This window comes from Actinophytocola oryzae, from assembly GCF_004364325.1.
GTDB lineage: Bacteria > Actinomycetota > Actinomycetes > Mycobacteriales > Pseudonocardiaceae > Actinophytocola > Actinophytocola oryzae.
The window spans coordinates 226103-240505 of record NZ_SOCP01000004.1; the positions used below are offsets into that span (position 1 = coordinate 226103).

Genomic DNA, 14403 nt, shown 5'->3' on the forward strand with positions numbered 1-14403 from the left:
CCACGATGGACAAAGTGGTCGTGGTGCTGATGGTGGCCGTGCCCGCCATCATCGTGGTCGCACTGGTGTGGGTGCCCGCGGTCTCCACGGTCGTGCTGTCGTTCACCGACTGGAACGGCATCGGCAACCTCGGCGACATCAAGTTCATCGGCGCCGAGAACTACGTCAACGCCACCTCGAACTACCCGCCGTTCCAGCCCGCCATCGAGCACAACCTGCTCTGGCTGGTGGTGTTCTTCCTCGGCCCGACACTGCTGGGGATCTTCCTCGCGGTGCTGCTCGACCGGGAGCTGCGCGGCAGCAAGATCTACCAGAGCATCTTCTTCCTGCCGGTGGTCCTCTCCCTGGCGCTGATCGGCTTCATCTGGCAGCTGATCTACTCCCGTGACCAGGGCCTGCTGAACACCGTGCTCGGCACGCAGACCGACTGGTTCGGCGACTCGAGCGTCAACCTGTGGGCCGTGCTCGTCGCGGCGGGCTGGCGGCACACCGGGTACATCATGCTGCTGTACCTGGCCGGTCTGAAGGCGGTGGACCCGGTGCTGCGGGAGGCCGCCGCGGTCGACGGCGCCAACGAGGTGCGCACCTTCTTCCAGGTCATCTGGCCGGTGATGCGGCCGGTGAACATCGTGATCCTGGTGATCACGGTGATCGAGTCGCTGCGCGCCTTCGACATCGTCTGGGTGATCAACAAGGGCCGCAACGGGCTCGAGCTGATCTCCACCCTGGTGACGCAGAACGTGATCGGCGAGGCGAGCCGGGTCGGCTTCGGATCGGCGCTCGCCACGATCATGATCGCCATCTCGACGGTGTTCATCGTGATCTACATGGTCCAGGTCGTGCGGGAGCGCCGATGACGACGATCGCGGGGCGCAGGCGCAGGCCGGCTCGTGTTGTGCTGCAGGTGTTCCTGACCGTGATGGCCGTCGGGTGGCTCTTCCCCGTGGCGTGGGCGGTCTACAACTCACTGCGGGACTACGACTTCACCTCGACGCACGGGTACTTCTCGTTCGGCGGCTTCACGATCAAGAACTACGTCGACGCGTGGGCGCAGGGCAACTTCGGCAGGACGTTCTACAACTCGGCGGTCATCACGGTGCCGTCGGTGATCCTGACGCTGCTGCTGGCGTCGATGGCCGCGTTCGTGCTGGCGCGCTTCAGCTTCAGGTTCAACCTGGCGCTGCTGGTGCTGTTCACGGCGGCGAACCTGCTGCCGCAGCAGGCGCTGCTCGTGCCGCTGTTCCGGATGTTCCTCAACGTCGAGATCCCGTACTCGATCAGTGACTCCGGCTCGCTGTACGACACCTACATCGCGGTGATCGCGGTGAACGTGGCGTTCCAGACCGGGTTCTGCACGTTCGTGCTGAGCAACTACATGCGCACGATCCCGAAGGAGCTGCAGGAGGCCGCGTTCGTGGACGGCGCGGGTGTGATCCGCCAGTTCTGGCAGGTGGTCCTGCCGCTGTGCAGGCCCGCGCTCGCCGCGCTCGCGACACTGCAGATCACCTGGGTCTACAACGACTTCTTCTGGGCCGTCGCCTTCATGCGCACCGGCGACAAGTTCCCGGTCACCAGCTCGCTGCAGAACCTCAGGGGCCAGTTCTTCACCGACTACAACCTGCTGTCCGCGGGCTCGGTGATCGTCGCGATCCCGACGCTCGTCATCTTCTTCCTGCTGCAACGCCACCTCCGCGCCGGTCTGACCCTTGGCGCCACCAAGGGATGAGCGGCATGATCCTCCACCTGCGGGCCGACACCGTCAGCCTCGTCGTCGACGCACGCGACCTGCCGACGGTCGTGCACTGGGGCGCGCCGCTCGGCGAGCTGTCCGAGGAGGACCTCGTCACCATCGCGGACGGCGTGGTCCCGCCGGTGGCGAACAACGCGCCGGACGTGCCGGTGCCGATCGCCCTGCTGCCGTCGGCACGTCAGGGCTATCCGGGCCGGCCGGGCCTGCGCGGGCACCGCGACGGCGTGGACTGGCTGCCGACCCTGCGGCTCATCTCCGTGCGGCACAACGGGTCGACGGCGACCTTCGAGCTGGCGGGCACCGTGCGCGTGTCGTCCACTGTGGAGCTGTCGCCCTCCGGAGTGCTGCGGCTGCGCCACGTGGTGACCAACGACGGCACCGAACCGTACGTCGTGGACGGCGTCGAGGCGGCGCTTCCCGTGCCGGCGCAGGCGACCGAGCTGATGGACTTCACCGGGCGCTGGGTCCGCGAGAAGCACCCGCAGCGGCGGTCGTTCGACCCGGGCTCGTGGGTGCGGGAGGGCCGCAGGGGCCGCACCGGGCACGACGCGACCCCCGCGATCCTCGCGGGCACAGCGGGTTTCGGGTTCCGCGCCGGCGAGGTGTGGGCCGTGCACGTGGCGTGGAGCGGCAACCACGTGACCTACGCCGAGCGCGTGCACGAGGGCCGGGGCGTGCTGGGTGGCGGCGAGGTGCTGACCAGCGGCGAGGTCGTCCTCGCGCCGGGGGAGACCTACGAGTCGCCGTGGCTCTACGCCGCCTACTCCGCAGCGGGCGTCGACGGGATCTCCAGCGCCTTCCACACGTGGATGAGGGCCCGCGACACGCACCCGGCGCGGCCTCGGCCGGTCGTGCTGAACACGTGGGAGGCCGTGTACTTCGACCACGACCTCGACCGCCTGCGCGGCCTCGCGGACGTGGCCGCCCGCACCGGCGTCGAACGGTTCGTGCTCGACGACGGCTGGTTCCGGCACCGCAGGGACGACCACGCCGGCCTCGGCGACTGGTACGTCGACGAGGGCGTGTGGCCTGCCGGACTGGCCCCGCTGATCGAGCACGTGACCGGTCTCGGCATGGAGTTCGGCATCTGGGTCGAGCCGGAGATGGTCAACCCGGACTCCGACCTCTACCGCGCGCACCCGGACTGGGTGCTCGCACCGGGCGACGGCACGCTGCCGCCGCCGTCGCGCAACCAGCAGGTGCTCGACCTCGCGAACGCCGACGCCTTCGCGTACCTGCTCGACCGGCTCGACGAGCTGTTGCGGGACAACGACATCGCGTTCCTGAAGTGGGACCACAACCGCGACCTGATCGCGGCGGGCCACGGCGGGCGTCCCGGGGTCCACGAGCAAACCCTTGCCGCGTACCGGTTGTTCGACGAGCTGCGTGCCCGCCACCCCGGCGTGGAGATCGAGAGCTGCTCCAGCGGCGGCGCGCGGACCGACCTCGAGATCCTCGCGCGCACGGACCGCGTGTGGGCGAGCGACTGCAACGACGCCCTCGAGCGCCAGACGATCCAGCGCTGGACGGCGTTGCTGCTGCCGCTGGAGCTGATCGGCGCGCACGTGGGCCCGCCGCGCTCCCACACGACCGCACGCACGCAGGACCTCTCCTTCCGCGTGGCCACCGCGTTGTTCGGCCACTTCGGCATCGAGTGGGACATCGCGTCGGCCTCGGCGGCGGACCAGGAAGCACTCGCCGAGGCCGTCGCCTTCTACAAGGAGCTGCGGCCACTGCTGCACAAGGGGATGCTGGTGCGGGGTGACCACCCCGACCCGTCCGCGACGGTGACCGGTGTGGTCGCACGGGACAGCGCGGTGTTCGCCTACGCGCAGCTTACGTCCAGCGCACACGCGGTGCCACCGCCCGTGCGCCTGCCCGGTCTCGACCCGGACCGCCGCTACGAGGTGACGCCCGTGTTCCCCGCGGGCAGGCCCGCGGTCCGCCAGGCGGGTCCGCCGGACGAGGCGACGCGGGTGCTGACAGGCCGGGCGCTGGCCGAGGTGGGCGTCCGCGTCCCGGTCCTCATGCCGGAACAGGCGTGGCTGCTGCGGCTCACCGCGACGTGATCTACCACGGGGACCCCGGTCACCCGTGACGGGTGTGCCGACACGGCGATCCCTGTGGCTCAATAGGATCCGGTTGTGCGGAGTGACGACGTCATCGCGGATCGTTACCTGCTCGTCGAGGTGATCGGTGCCGGCGGCACGGGCACTGTCTGGTTGGCGGAGGATCTGCGGGGGCACCGCAAGGTCGCGCTCAGGCGGCCACTCACCATCGGCCCGGGCTGCCGGGCGGACCTCGAACGAGAGGTGGAGATCGCCAGGAAGTTCCGGCATGCCAACGCGGTCGAGGTGTACGGAGTGGTCGGTGACGGCGACGACTGCTGGCTTGCCATGGAGTACTTCCGGGCCACGAGCCTTGCGACGAAAGGGGTTCTGCCGCCGCGTGCGGTGGCCGCCATCGGCGCGCAGGTCGCGGACGCGCTCGCGGCCGCGCACGCGGAGGACGTCGTGCACCGCGATGTCGCACCGGGCAACGTCCTCGTCGCCGACGACGGCACCGCGAAGGTCACCGACTTCGGCGTCTCCGCGTGGCGGGGGGCCACGACCACCGGCTCCGGCAGGGTCTGCGGCACTCCTGCCTTCGTGTCGCCGGAGGTCGCCGACGGGGGCCGCGCCTCCGCCATGTCCGACATGTTCTCCCTCGGTGCCACGCTGTTCGCCGCCGTCGAGGGCCGACCTCCTTTCGGGACGGGCGATCCCGACGCGTGCCTGCGTCGGATCCGTTCCGGACGCGAGGAGATCGCGGTCCGCGCAGGCGCGTTGAAGCCCGTGCTCGACGCGTTGTTGCAGCGCGACCGCGCCACCCGGCCGACCGCGGTACAGGCCGGGGAGATGCTCGACAGGGTCGCGGCGGGACAGCAGGTCTCCCCGTGGCCCGGTGTGCGGCGGCAGCCGCACGGGCTGCTGGCCGCGGCGGCGGTCGCCGTCATCGCCCTGCTGCTCCTGACCGTGGTCCGGCCGTGGGAGAGCGAGGCGGGCGGGCCCGCGCGGACCGTGCTCGGCGATCCCCGCACCGCGGATCCCTGCGCGGTGGCCGACTCCCGCGTGCTCGGCCGGTTCGGCAACGCGACCGTGGCCGGCGACCACGGCGGCTTCGACCGCTGCGACGTGCTGATCGCGGTGTCGGGCGACGACGAGATCGACGTGGTTTTCCGGCTCGACTCGGCGGCCACCGGCGAGGACGGCCCGCCGCGGGTCGTGCGGCACGCGCCCCGGCGGGAGATCGACGGCTGCGGTATCGCGCTGACGCTGGCCGACCTCGCCGTCCTGGAGATCACGGCCAGGTCGGACGACGACGTCGACACCGACTACTGCCAGGTCGCGACCGTGGCCGCAGACCAGGCGGAACACGTGCTGGCGCGCCACCGCGAGTTCCCGCGCAGGCCGTCGGCCGACCCGAGGTCGCTTGCCCGCGTCGACGCGTGCCGGCTCGTTCCCCGCGACGAGCTGGCCACCGTGCCCGCCTTCGCGGGCGCGTCGCCGTCACGCGGCTTCGGCGGCTGGACGTGCCGCTGGCAGTCGGAGGGCGGCGCGCTGCGGGTGGTCTTCGAACGCGCCGACCTGGCGGCGGCGAGCGAGGGCACGCGTACCGTCGTGGCGGGCAGGGACGTGTACGTGGAACCGGAGGGCTACGGCGAGTTCACGTGTGCCGCCAGGGTCTTCCACCTGCGTTACGCGGACCGGCACGGCGGCGGGCACGTCGAGCTTGCGCTCGTCGTGGCCGAGGGCGGCGCGTCGATGACCGACCTGTGCCGGGTGGCGGTGGCCTTCGCCGCCCCGGTCGCGACGCGGTTGCCCGAGGTCTGAGGTCGGAGGTCCGACCGTTGATAATGACTCGGTGAGTGTGGAGATCAGGAAGTACCAGCCGGGTGAGGAGCGGGTGCTGTACGACATCTGCCTGCTGACGGGGGACAGCGGGGTGGATGCCACCGGCCTGTACCGGGATCCGCTGCTGCTCGGCGAGGTGTACGTCGGTCCGTACCTGCGGTACGCGCCGGAGCACGCGCTGGTCGGCGTCGACGAGGGCGGTGTGGCCGGGTACGTCCTGGGGGTGCTGGACACGGTCGCGTTCGAGGAGGAGTGCGAGCGGTCGTGGTGGCCGCCGCTGCGGGCGCGCTACCCGCTGTCCCGTTTCGGTCAGGAGACCGCGGACGCCCGGGTCGTGCGCCTGATCCACAACCCGCCGAGGACGAGCCCGGACGTGGTCGAGCGCTATCCGGCACACCTGCACATCGACCTGCTGCCCCGCGTCCAGGGCCAGGGCGACGGCAGGCGGCTGCTGACGGCGTTGCTGGACGGGCTCGCGGCAGCGGGCGTGCCGGGTGTGCACCTCGGCGTGAGCCTGGCCAACCAGCGTGCGATCGGCTTCTACGAGCGGCTGGGCTTCACCGAGGTGCGTGCGTACAGCCACTCGCTCGTGATGGCTCGCAAGCTCTAGCGGTGGTCAGACATCCGATGTATGCGGGTACGGGACGCCCGAGACAACGCTATGATCACGCTTACGTCGGAGGTGTGTCCCGGCGGGGACGCAATAGGGTTAGTTTCGACCTACCGCGATGACTACGGGAAGGACCGCCTTGCGTCTCATGCGGGTGGGCGCCCTCAGCGCCGAGCGGCCGGTCGTCCTCGACGACGACGACAGCGCGTACAGCCTGTCCGGCCTGACCAGTGACATCGACGGCGCGTTCCTGGCAGGTGGCGGCATCGCCGCCGTCCGTGCCGCGCTGGGCCGGGGCGAGCTGCCCGCCGTGAGCATCGAGGGCGAGCGCGTCGGCGCGCCGATCGCGAGGCCGCCCGCGGTGGTGTGCGTCGGCATGAACTACGCGGCCCACGCCGCCGAGTCGGGTGCCGCGCCGCCAGAGCGTCCGGTCCTGTTCTACAAACATCCGAACACTGTCGTCGGACCGAACGACGACGTGCTCGTGCCGCCCGGTGCGGAGAAGGTCGACTGGGAGGTCGAGCTCGGGGTCGTGATCGGCAGGCGGGTCCGCTACCTGTCCTCGCCGGACGAGGCACTCGACCACGTGGCCGGCTACGTGCTCTCCAACGACGTGTCCGAGCGGGCGCTGCAGCTGGAGGTGTCCGGCGGCCAGTGGTCGAAGGGCAAGTCGTGCGAGACGTTCAACCCGCTCGGCCCCTGGCTGGTGCCCGCCGACGAGGTCGCCGACCCGCAGGCGCTCGGGCTCCGGTCCTGGGTCAACGGCGAGGCGCGGCAGGACTCGACGACGGCCGACATGCTGTTCGGTGTCGCGGTGCTGCTCCACGACCTGTCCCACTACATGGTGCTGGAGCCCGGTGACCTGCTCAACACGGGCACACCGCAAGGAGTCGCGCTGTCGGGCCGCTTCCCTTACCTTTCCGTCGACGACGTGATGGAGATCGAGATCGACGGGCTCGGCCGGCAGCGGCAGGTGCTCGTCAAAGCCTAAGAGGACTGCAGTTGTGGGAACCCGGGTCGCGTTGTTCGCCACGTGTCTGACCGACACGTTCTTCCCCGACACCGCACGCGCGGTGGTCCGGTTGCTGGAGCGGCTCGGGTGCGAGGTGGGCTTCCCGCCCGCGCAGACGTGCTGCGGCCAGATGCACTACAACACCGGGTACCGCGCGCACGCGGCCCGGCTGGCGAAGAGACACGCGAAGGCGTTCGACTCCTACGACGCGGTGGTCGTGCCGTCCGGGTCGTGCGCGGGGATGGTGCGTGAGGTCTACCCCGACCTGCACCGGCGCGCACGCCCAGTCGCGGAGCGGACCTACGAGCTGTCCGAGTTCCTCGTCGGCGTGCTCGGCGTGACCGACGTCGGCGCGTACTTCCCCCACCGGGTGACCTACCACCCGACCTGTCACTCTCTGCGCATGCTGGGCGTCGGCGAGAAGCCCCTCCAGCTGCTGCGGCACGTGCGCGGGCTGGACCTCGTCGAGCTGCCCGCCGCCGCGTCGTGCTGCGGGTTCGGCGGCACGTTCGCGATCAAGAACGCCGAGACGTCGACCGCGATGCTCGCTGACAAGATGACCCACGTGCTGGAGACCCGCGCGCAGGTCGTCACGGCCGGTGACAACTCGTGCCTCATGCACATCGGTGGCGGGCTGACCCGGTTGAACACGGGCGTACGGTCGTTGCACCTGGCGGAGATCCTGGCCAGCACGGAGGAGGAGCCATGGGCCGCAACCCGGTGACGTGGCTGGGCAGCCCGACCTTCCCGGCCGCCGCCCGGGACGCGCTCGGCGACGTCCAGCTGCGCGGCAACCTCGCCCACGCCACCACGACGATCCGCGACAAGCGGTCCAAGGCGGTCGCCGAGCTGCCGGACTGGCAGGAGCTGCGCCTCGCGGGCCAGGCGATCAAGGACGACGTGCTGTCCAACCTGGACGTCTACCTGGAACGGTTGGAGGCGTCGGTCACCGCGCGCGGCGGGATCGTGCACTGGGCGCGGGACGCGGCCGAGGCCAACGAGATCGTCCTGCGCATCGCCAGGGAGAAGGGCGCGGACGAGGTCGTCAAGGTCAAGTCCATGGCCACGGCCGAGATCGGCCTCAACGAGGCGCTCGAGGAAGGCGGCGTCCACGCGATCGAGACCGACCTCGCCGAGCTGATCGTGCAGCTGGGCGACGACCGTCCCTCGCACATCCTCGTGCCTGCGATCCACCGGAACCGCTCGGAGATCAGGGACATCTTCCGCCGCGCGATGCCGGACGTGCCGCCGAACCTGTCCGACCGGCCGCGTGAGCTGGCCGAGGCCGCGCGGAAGCACCTGCGGCGCAAGTTCCTGTCGGCGAAGGTCGCCATCTCCGGCGCCAACTTCGCCGTGGCGGACACGGGATCGGTCGTCGTGGTCGAGTCCGAGGGCAACGGGCGCATGTGCCTGACGCTGCCGGAGACGCTGATCACCGTGATGGGCATCGAGAAGCTCGTGCCGACCTGGTCGGACCTCGAGGTGTTCCTGCAGCTGCTGCCGCGCTCGTCGACCGCGGAGCGGATGAACCCGTACACGTCGGTCTGGACGGGGATCACCCCGGGCGACGGCCCGCGGGAGTTCCACCTGGTGCTGCTGGACAACGGCCGCACGAAGACGCTGGCGGACACGGTCGGGCGGCAGGCGCTGCGGTGCATCCGGTGCTCGGCGTGCCTGAACGTGTGCCCGGTCTACGAGCGGACCGGCGGCCAGGCGTACGGCTCGGTGTACCCGGGGCCGATCGGCGCGATCCTGACCCCGCAGCTCGGCGCGGGCACCGACGACCAGGAGACAGCCGCGCTGCTGAAGTCGCTGCCGTTCGCGTCGTCGCTGTGCGGCGCCTGCTACGAGGTGTGCCCGGTCCGCATCGACATCCCGTCGGTGCTGGTGCACCTGCGTGGCAAGGCGGTCGAGAACACGCACACGCCGGAGTCGGTCGCGATGGCCGCGGCGGCGTGGGTGATGGCGTCGCCGGTGCGTTTCCACCTGGCACAACGCCTGTCGACGGTGCTCCGGCTGGTGGCCAGGCGCGGCAGGGTGAAGCGCCTGCCGTGGCCGGGCTCGAGATGGACGGACTCGCGCGACCTGCCCGCTCCCGCGAAGGAGTCGTTCTCGGCGTGGTGGCGGAGGACCCGTGGCTGACGCACGCGCCGAGGTGCTGCGCCGGATCCGTTCGGCGCTGTCGCCCCGCCCCGCGCCCGTGACGGTGCCGAGGGACTACGACAAGGCTCGTGACCTCGGCGATGTGTTGACACTGCTGGAGAAGCAGGTCGCCGACTACCGGGCCGTCGTCCGCCGCGTCCGCGAACCCGACCTGGTGGCGGAGATCGAGTCGTCGCTGCGGGCTCGCGGGGTGCGTGTGATGGTGGCGCCTGCGGACCTCCCGTCGTGGTGGCGGGTCGGCGACGTGGTGTGGTCGCTGGACGCGCCGATGTCGCCGCTGTCGAACCGTGCGCTGGACCGGGCGGACGGCGTGCTGACGGGTTGTGCGGTGGCCATCGCCCAGACCGGCACGATCGTGCTGGACGCGGGGTTCGCCCAGGGCCGTCGTGCATTGACCCTGCTGCCGGACTACCACCTGTGCGTGGTCCACGCAGACCAGGTGGCGGCCACCGTCCCGGAGGCCCTGGCCCGTCTCGAGTCGACGCGCCCACTGACGTTCATCTCCGGCCCGTCGGCGACGAGCGACATCGAGCTGGACCGTGTGGAGGGCGTGCACGGCCCGCGCAACCTGGAAGTCCTCATCGTCGGGTAGCGGCGCACTGGTGGCTGCTGCCCGACGAAGACCCGACTGACCCGGTGGCTGTGCACTACTTCGCGTGGCTGCGTTGGCTGACCGCGTGCGCGGGCACACCTGGGGTGCCACTCGGTGAACTCCCGCCGAAAACTGGAACGCGGCGGGAACGAACCGGGGACGGTGCGCGTACTGGCGATGCGCACCGCGCCGTGAGAACTACTGGTAAGGATCGGGCTCAGTGCACTGTGCCGCGACGCTGCACCTTGACCGGCGTTCAGTTTCCCGGTATCCCCAAGCCGGGCTGTACCGGGGGTCAGCTTCTTCAGTGCCTCTGGGTCGCCTGGTTTCGGCAGAGTCAGCACGGCTCGTAGTGTCCACACTGGGACTTGCACCGTACCGGTAGCACACGCTCGTCGGTGTGAACACATCGGCATGCCTACCTGTCGGCACGCGCATGCTCACCACCGGAGACCACGAACACGTCGGCGCACCCGGAGTGTTGGAACACTCCCGCGAGTACTTCGGGGCCGTGCCGGTCGATGCGGAACATGTGCCACGTGAACCCGCGCTTGCCGGCTGTCTCCAACAACGCGTCCACGTCGGTCACTAGGAAGACCGCAAGGCAGACGAGTCCGCTAGCGATCATGTCGAGCTACCTGGTGCCAGGGTTCGGGCCGGCCGGAATCCGGGTGTAATACCCAGGTATGGCAAGGGGTTTCCGTTGACGCGATACATCAGGCGCTGCCCGGTGAATGCGCGTCGGCCGTGCAGCCAACGGTGATTGTCGAGAATGTATCCTTGGCCAGTATTTAGCCTGAACATGGTGGCGTGGCGGTCTGTCGCGGCGCGAAGAACTGGTAGCCAGCGCGTCGTTTCGGGCGAAAACTGGGCGAGTTCATCCAGTCGCAGACGAACGGTGATCCGATCGCCCGTGGATGAAAAAACCGAACTGAGACACCCGGAGGCGCCGCCGAATAGTACAGACTGCGGAGCGCCAAAAGCTTTCGCGGCCTTGGGTTGAGATTCGGCAAGGTCGTCGTAAACCGCTTTTCCGTCGATAACGACGCATTCTCCGCCGGTGCTCGCGGGCTGTCCACACGCCATCATCAGCAGTGCAGGTGGATTTACGATTCCGGACCGGTCCGTGTGAGGATTCAGCGCGCACGCGCTGAATCCGGCAAATCCACTGCGCATTTGTTCGCCGATGTCGGCGATCGCGGTCAGGCCGGACGCATCGCTGTCTCGGTGAGGCACGATCGTGGCGATCGAGTGGGCGAGTCGAAGCAGGTGATCCGCGCTGGTCACGTCGTCGAGTAGGACAAGGCCATGCGATGCCAGCTCCGCGACAAGACCAGCCGCCATGTCGTGGTCCTGGCTGTCCACGCGGTACCGCGTCCATGAGTCGAGCATCCCGGCCTGACCTCCAAGAGAGCGATCCAACACGTCCGCGACCAAGCAAAAGGCCAGGTCATCGGTTGTGTCCAGTGACAGACTGTCAACCCGCCACACCGACATAGTCGCTGCTGGATGCGCTACGTTGCTCACGGAGCAGGACAGGCTGGAAAGCAGGAGGACACCGGGTGGACCACGACACGTACAGGCCGCAAACGTTCTCGATCTCGATCAAAGGGGTCGTGGTGCGGGACGGCAAGGTGCTCCTGCTGCGCAACGAACGCGAGGAATGGGAACTGCCGGGCGGTCGGATCGAGATAGGCGAGACCCCCGAAGAATGCGTCGCCAGGGAGATTTTCGAGGAAACGCAGTGGAAAGTCGAGACCGGCCCAATCCTCGATACCTGGATGTACTACATCAATGTCGCCGAAAAGCATGTATTCATCGTGACGTACGGCTGTCGTCCTATTGGCAACACTCCGCCTGTACTTTCCCATGAGCACAAGGAAATCGGCTTGTTCAGCGAAGGTGATGTGCCGTCGCTGGTGATGCCGGATAGTTATAAGCGCTCGATTGCGACATGGTACGCAAGGCTGCGCGGTGACGCTTCAGAATTGGCCGGATAGCGACGATGGTCGGCAAGTGTTGCGATGCGTGCGGAACGGGGCTAAGCAATTTTGCGACCGAACCGGTCTGTCCCACATGCCACGCCAGCGCCAACCTCGCCGGGCCAGCCGTGCCCGCTCGCAGTCTTGGGCCAGCGGTGTGGATGTGGTCGGCCGGCGAGGCCGCCGCCGCGTTGGCCAGCCGTGACCTTGCAACGATCTTGCGAACTTACCGCCGCCTCAACCAGTTCAATCAGCAGCAACTCGCAAACCTCCTGAGCTGCGACAAGACGTACGTGTCCATGATCGAAACGGGTCGCCGCACCATCAACGATGTCGGCACCCGCCGGCACATCGCGCGCACACTGGGTCTCCCCACCCATGTGTTAGGCGTGACAGACGGAGGTGACGCGGACTTTGCCGCCATGGTTCAGTTCGGAGACTCAACGATTCGCTTGGCCGAGATCGCCAGACAGGCCGGCCGCGCGGTAGATGCTGTGAACGAGCTGTGGCCGCTCGTCGCCCGGCTGGAAGCGCGTACCGCAGAAGGACATATCGAGCGGGAAATCCTTGTCCTGCTGGGACAGGCACGAGTGGCACTCGGGGTGTCGCTGGGTACCGTGCTTCCGGAGGAACGTTTGGCCGCCGCCGCTCGCTGGACCGGCAGGGCGTTGATCATCGCTGAACGTCTCGAAGATCCGTTCTTCCTGGCGCACACGCTACGGATGCACGGCAACGAGCTACGCAAGGCAAACCGGGTATCCGCCGCCATTCAACGTCTCAACCACGCGGTTGACCTGTCCGCTGATCGCGAGGGACAGGGGACAGCGCTTGCGTTCCTCGCTCGCGCCGCTGGAGAGCAGGGCGACCGAGACATGTTCGACGGAGCCATAACGCGCTTCCGCGACCTGCTCGACAGTGGGCCAGCACAGGGAATGTTGTTCAATCCCTTCACGTTCCGAGAGATCCATTTGCGTGGACTCGTCTCAACTGGCCGCGCCGCTGAGGCCTTCCAGATCATGCATACCGGCCACGCCGACGCGACACCAGCCGCCCCGCAGTGGCACATCATCGAACGGGTCACGGCCGGACAGGTCCACCTTGCGGCTGGCGACAGCGACGCCGCCAGCGAAGCCCTTCACACCGCGTTGACTGCCGCCGAAGCTCATCGGTTGCCGCACCAAATTCAGCGCACCGTCCGCGCGGCGAACAGCGGCGGCCTGACCGAGATCACCACCGAGGGGCAAGCCGCACTGTTGCGGCTGAACAGACTCCTCGCTCCATCCGAACCGGAGATGTGAATCATCACCATGGGGGCCTGAATGACGCTGAGACCGGCCGGCAAGACGCTCTCGTCCCTGACCGGCATCGTGGTCATGGCCGCCGTGCTGTGGCTGCTCCTGAACTTCGTGTACGCGCCCAGCTGTGGCCGGTTCGCGTGCAGCTACGTCCCGTCGTGGTTGCCCCAAGCGTCAGCCGACAGTGGCGACGCCTGCCCGGACAGCATCACGGCCGCCGCGAGCGATGCCGCGTGGGCCGCCGACCGGAGCGAGTCGATCAAGGATGCGAAGCTCACCACTGGCCTGTACTACGACCCTGACGGCACCCAACACAGGATCACCAGCGGACACGAGGGCATCTCTGACCGCGTCGAGGAAATACTACGGTCGTCGGGCATGGTGAGCTTTCCCCCGGTCGGTCGCCACCCGGCCATCACCCACGTAGAGACCAAAATCGCGATGACGATGCGCGAGGCGGAAGTGACCACCGTTGTGGCGGTGATCAACAACGAGGAAGGGCCATGCCCTGGCCCCTACTCCTGTCAAGCCGTGCTGGGTGTCGTTCTGCCGGCCGGCTACACACTGACCGTATGGTGGCCCGGAAGGGCCACGCCAGAGACGTTCACCGGGCAGGAGTGATGACGTGACCACCGTCGCCCCCCGCATCCTGTCTGCCATCTCAGGCGGGGCTTTCCGTCCCTGGCACTACGCGCGGACGGAGACCGAACGACACCAGGTCATCCAGGACCTACTCGGGCAGGACAGCGGCCACGTCCTGTTCTACCTCTGGGATCGACCTGCCGGGGGTGAGGCCAACGAGTACCCCCGTCAGCAACTCAAGATCGTTTACAACGGCGGCATGGGTGCCGCGCACTACACCAACGGCGACACGGGACACGGACCGGTGGGGGCATGGTTGGCGCGAGCCGACCATGCCCCCACCGACCCGCCAGAGGTCATCTTCGATCCATGGGACCCCGACCGCGTGTCACTCCCGACGACCGCCCTGCTCCCCACCGAACAGCTTCGCGACATCGCAGAGGATTACGCGGCCACCGGTCGTCAGCCGACCCGCGCGCGATGGACATCTGTTGAATGGGTCTGACCTGCGGTTATGAAAGTGT

15 protein-coding genes are annotated in these 14403 nt (G+C 68.6%); 13 read left to right on the top strand and 2 right to left on the bottom strand.

The genetic code is table 11. The annotated features are described in order from the left end of the window. Positions 1-5 precede the first annotated feature (5 nt). From CLV71_RS11985 to CLV71_RS12025, 9 genes are all read left to right on the top strand, one after another. A complete protein-coding gene (locus tag CLV71_RS11985; protein ID WP_133902776.1) occupies positions 6-857 on the top strand; it encodes a carbohydrate ABC transporter permease in 852 nt (283 codons plus the stop codon). After that, positions 854-1726 carry a carbohydrate ABC transporter permease gene (locus CLV71_RS11990; RefSeq protein WP_133902777.1) on the top strand — a complete coding sequence of 291 codons (873 nt, stop codon included), beginning with the start codon at positions 854-856 and terminating at the stop codon, positions 1724-1726. Before CLV71_RS11985 ends, CLV71_RS11990 begins: the two co-directional genes overlap by 4 nt. A gap of 5 nt (positions 1727-1731) precedes the next feature. Then, positions 1732-3819, top strand: coding sequence for an alpha-galactosidase (locus CLV71_RS11995; RefSeq protein ID WP_243866384.1), 2088 nt, complete (start codon positions 1732-1734; stop codon positions 3817-3819). 75 nt (positions 3820-3894) lie between these two features. Next, the gene (locus tag CLV71_RS12000) at positions 3895-5622 is read left to right on the top strand and encodes a serine/threonine-protein kinase (RefSeq protein ID WP_133902779.1); all 1728 of its coding nucleotides are present in this window, start codon (positions 3895-3897) and stop codon (positions 5620-5622) included. A 31-nt stretch (positions 5623-5653) separates the two neighbouring features. Continuing rightward, positions 5654-6253, top strand: coding sequence for a GNAT family N-acetyltransferase (locus tag CLV71_RS12005; RefSeq protein WP_133902780.1), 600 nt, complete (start codon positions 5654-5656; stop codon positions 6251-6253). 139 nt (positions 6254-6392) lie between these two features. Beyond that, complete coding sequence (locus tag CLV71_RS12010) at positions 6393-7244, top strand: fumarylacetoacetate hydrolase family protein (RefSeq protein WP_133902781.1); 852 nt, start codon at positions 6393-6395, stop codon at positions 7242-7244. A 13-nt stretch (positions 7245-7257) separates the two neighbouring features. After that, complete coding sequence (locus CLV71_RS12015; RefSeq protein WP_133902782.1) at positions 7258-7989, top strand: (Fe-S)-binding protein; 732 nt, start codon at positions 7258-7260, stop codon at positions 7987-7989. Continuing rightward, positions 7971-9407, top strand: a complete 1437-nt coding sequence (locus CLV71_RS12020; RefSeq protein WP_133902783.1) for a LutB/LldF family L-lactate oxidation iron-sulfur protein — start codon at positions 7971-7973, stop codon at positions 9405-9407. The genes CLV71_RS12015 and CLV71_RS12020 overlap by 19 nt, the downstream gene beginning before the upstream one ends. After that, a complete protein-coding gene (locus CLV71_RS12025) occupies positions 9400-10020 on the top strand; it encodes a LutC/YkgG family protein (RefSeq protein ID WP_133902784.1) in 621 nt (206 codons plus the stop codon). Before CLV71_RS12020 ends, CLV71_RS12025 begins: the two co-directional genes overlap by 8 nt. Positions 10021-10438: 418 nt before the next feature. Here CLV71_RS12025 and CLV71_RS12030 read toward each other — a convergent pair whose 3' ends face one another. Both CLV71_RS12030 and CLV71_RS12035 read right to left on the bottom strand, forming a co-directional pair. Next, the gene (locus tag CLV71_RS12030; RefSeq protein WP_133902785.1) at positions 10439-10648 is read right to left on the bottom strand and encodes a hypothetical protein; all 210 of its coding nucleotides are present in this window, start codon (positions 10646-10648) and stop codon (positions 10439-10441) included. Further along, positions 10645-11385: a TauD/TfdA family dioxygenase gene (locus CLV71_RS12035; protein WP_166664056.1), complete on the bottom strand. Its 741-nt coding sequence runs from the start codon at positions 11383-11385 to the stop codon at positions 10645-10647. Before CLV71_RS12035 ends, CLV71_RS12030 begins: the two co-directional genes overlap by 4 nt. A gap of 197 nt (positions 11386-11582) precedes the next feature. Here CLV71_RS12035 and CLV71_RS12040 point away from each other — a divergent pair, with 197 nt between their 5' ends. The 4 genes from CLV71_RS12040 (at position 11583) to CLV71_RS12055 (ending at position 14384) form a co-directional block, all read left to right on the top strand. After that, on the top strand, positions 11583-12020 hold the full coding sequence (locus tag CLV71_RS12040) for an NUDIX hydrolase (protein ID WP_133902787.1): 438 nt from the start codon (positions 11583-11585) through the stop codon (positions 12018-12020). 143 nt (positions 12021-12163) lie between these two features. After that, complete coding sequence (locus tag CLV71_RS12045) at positions 12164-13300, top strand: helix-turn-helix domain-containing protein (RefSeq protein ID WP_243866385.1); 1137 nt, start codon at positions 12164-12166, stop codon at positions 13298-13300. Between the two features lie 21 nt (positions 13301-13321). Then, a complete protein-coding gene (locus tag CLV71_RS12050; RefSeq protein ID WP_133902788.1) occupies positions 13322-13918 on the top strand; it encodes a DddA-like double-stranded DNA deaminase toxin in 597 nt (198 codons plus the stop codon). A gap of 4 nt (positions 13919-13922) precedes the next feature. Then, positions 13923-14384 (top strand): Imm1 family immunity protein, encoded by a 462-nt coding sequence (locus tag CLV71_RS12055; RefSeq protein ID WP_133902789.1) that lies wholly within the window; start codon positions 13923-13925, stop codon positions 14382-14384. Positions 14385-14403 lie beyond the last annotated feature (19 nt).

Coding starts and splice junctions, on each gene's coding strand:
- CLV71_RS11995 (WP_243866384.1), top strand. CDS start 1,732: ATGATCCTCCACCTGCGGGCCGACACCGTCAGCCTCGTCGTCGACGCA.
- CLV71_RS11985 (WP_133902776.1), top strand. CDS start 6: ATGGACAAAGTGGTCGTGGTGCTGATGGTGGCCGTGCCCGCCATCATC.
- CLV71_RS11990 (WP_133902777.1), top strand. CDS start 854: ATGACGACGATCGCGGGGCGCAGGCGCAGGCCGGCTCGTGTTGTGCTG.
- CLV71_RS12020 (WP_133902783.1), top strand. CDS start 7,971: ATGGGCCGCAACCCGGTGACGTGGCTGGGCAGCCCGACCTTCCCGGCC.
- CLV71_RS12030 (WP_133902785.1), bottom strand. CDS start 10,648: ATGATCGCTAGCGGACTCGTCTGCCTTGCGGTCTTCCTAGTGACCGAC.
- CLV71_RS12050 (WP_133902788.1), top strand. CDS start 13,322: ATGACGCTGAGACCGGCCGGCAAGACGCTCTCGTCCCTGACCGGCATC.
- CLV71_RS12045 (WP_243866385.1), top strand. CDS start 12,164: ATGTGGTCGGCCGGCGAGGCCGCCGCCGCGTTGGCCAGCCGTGACCTT.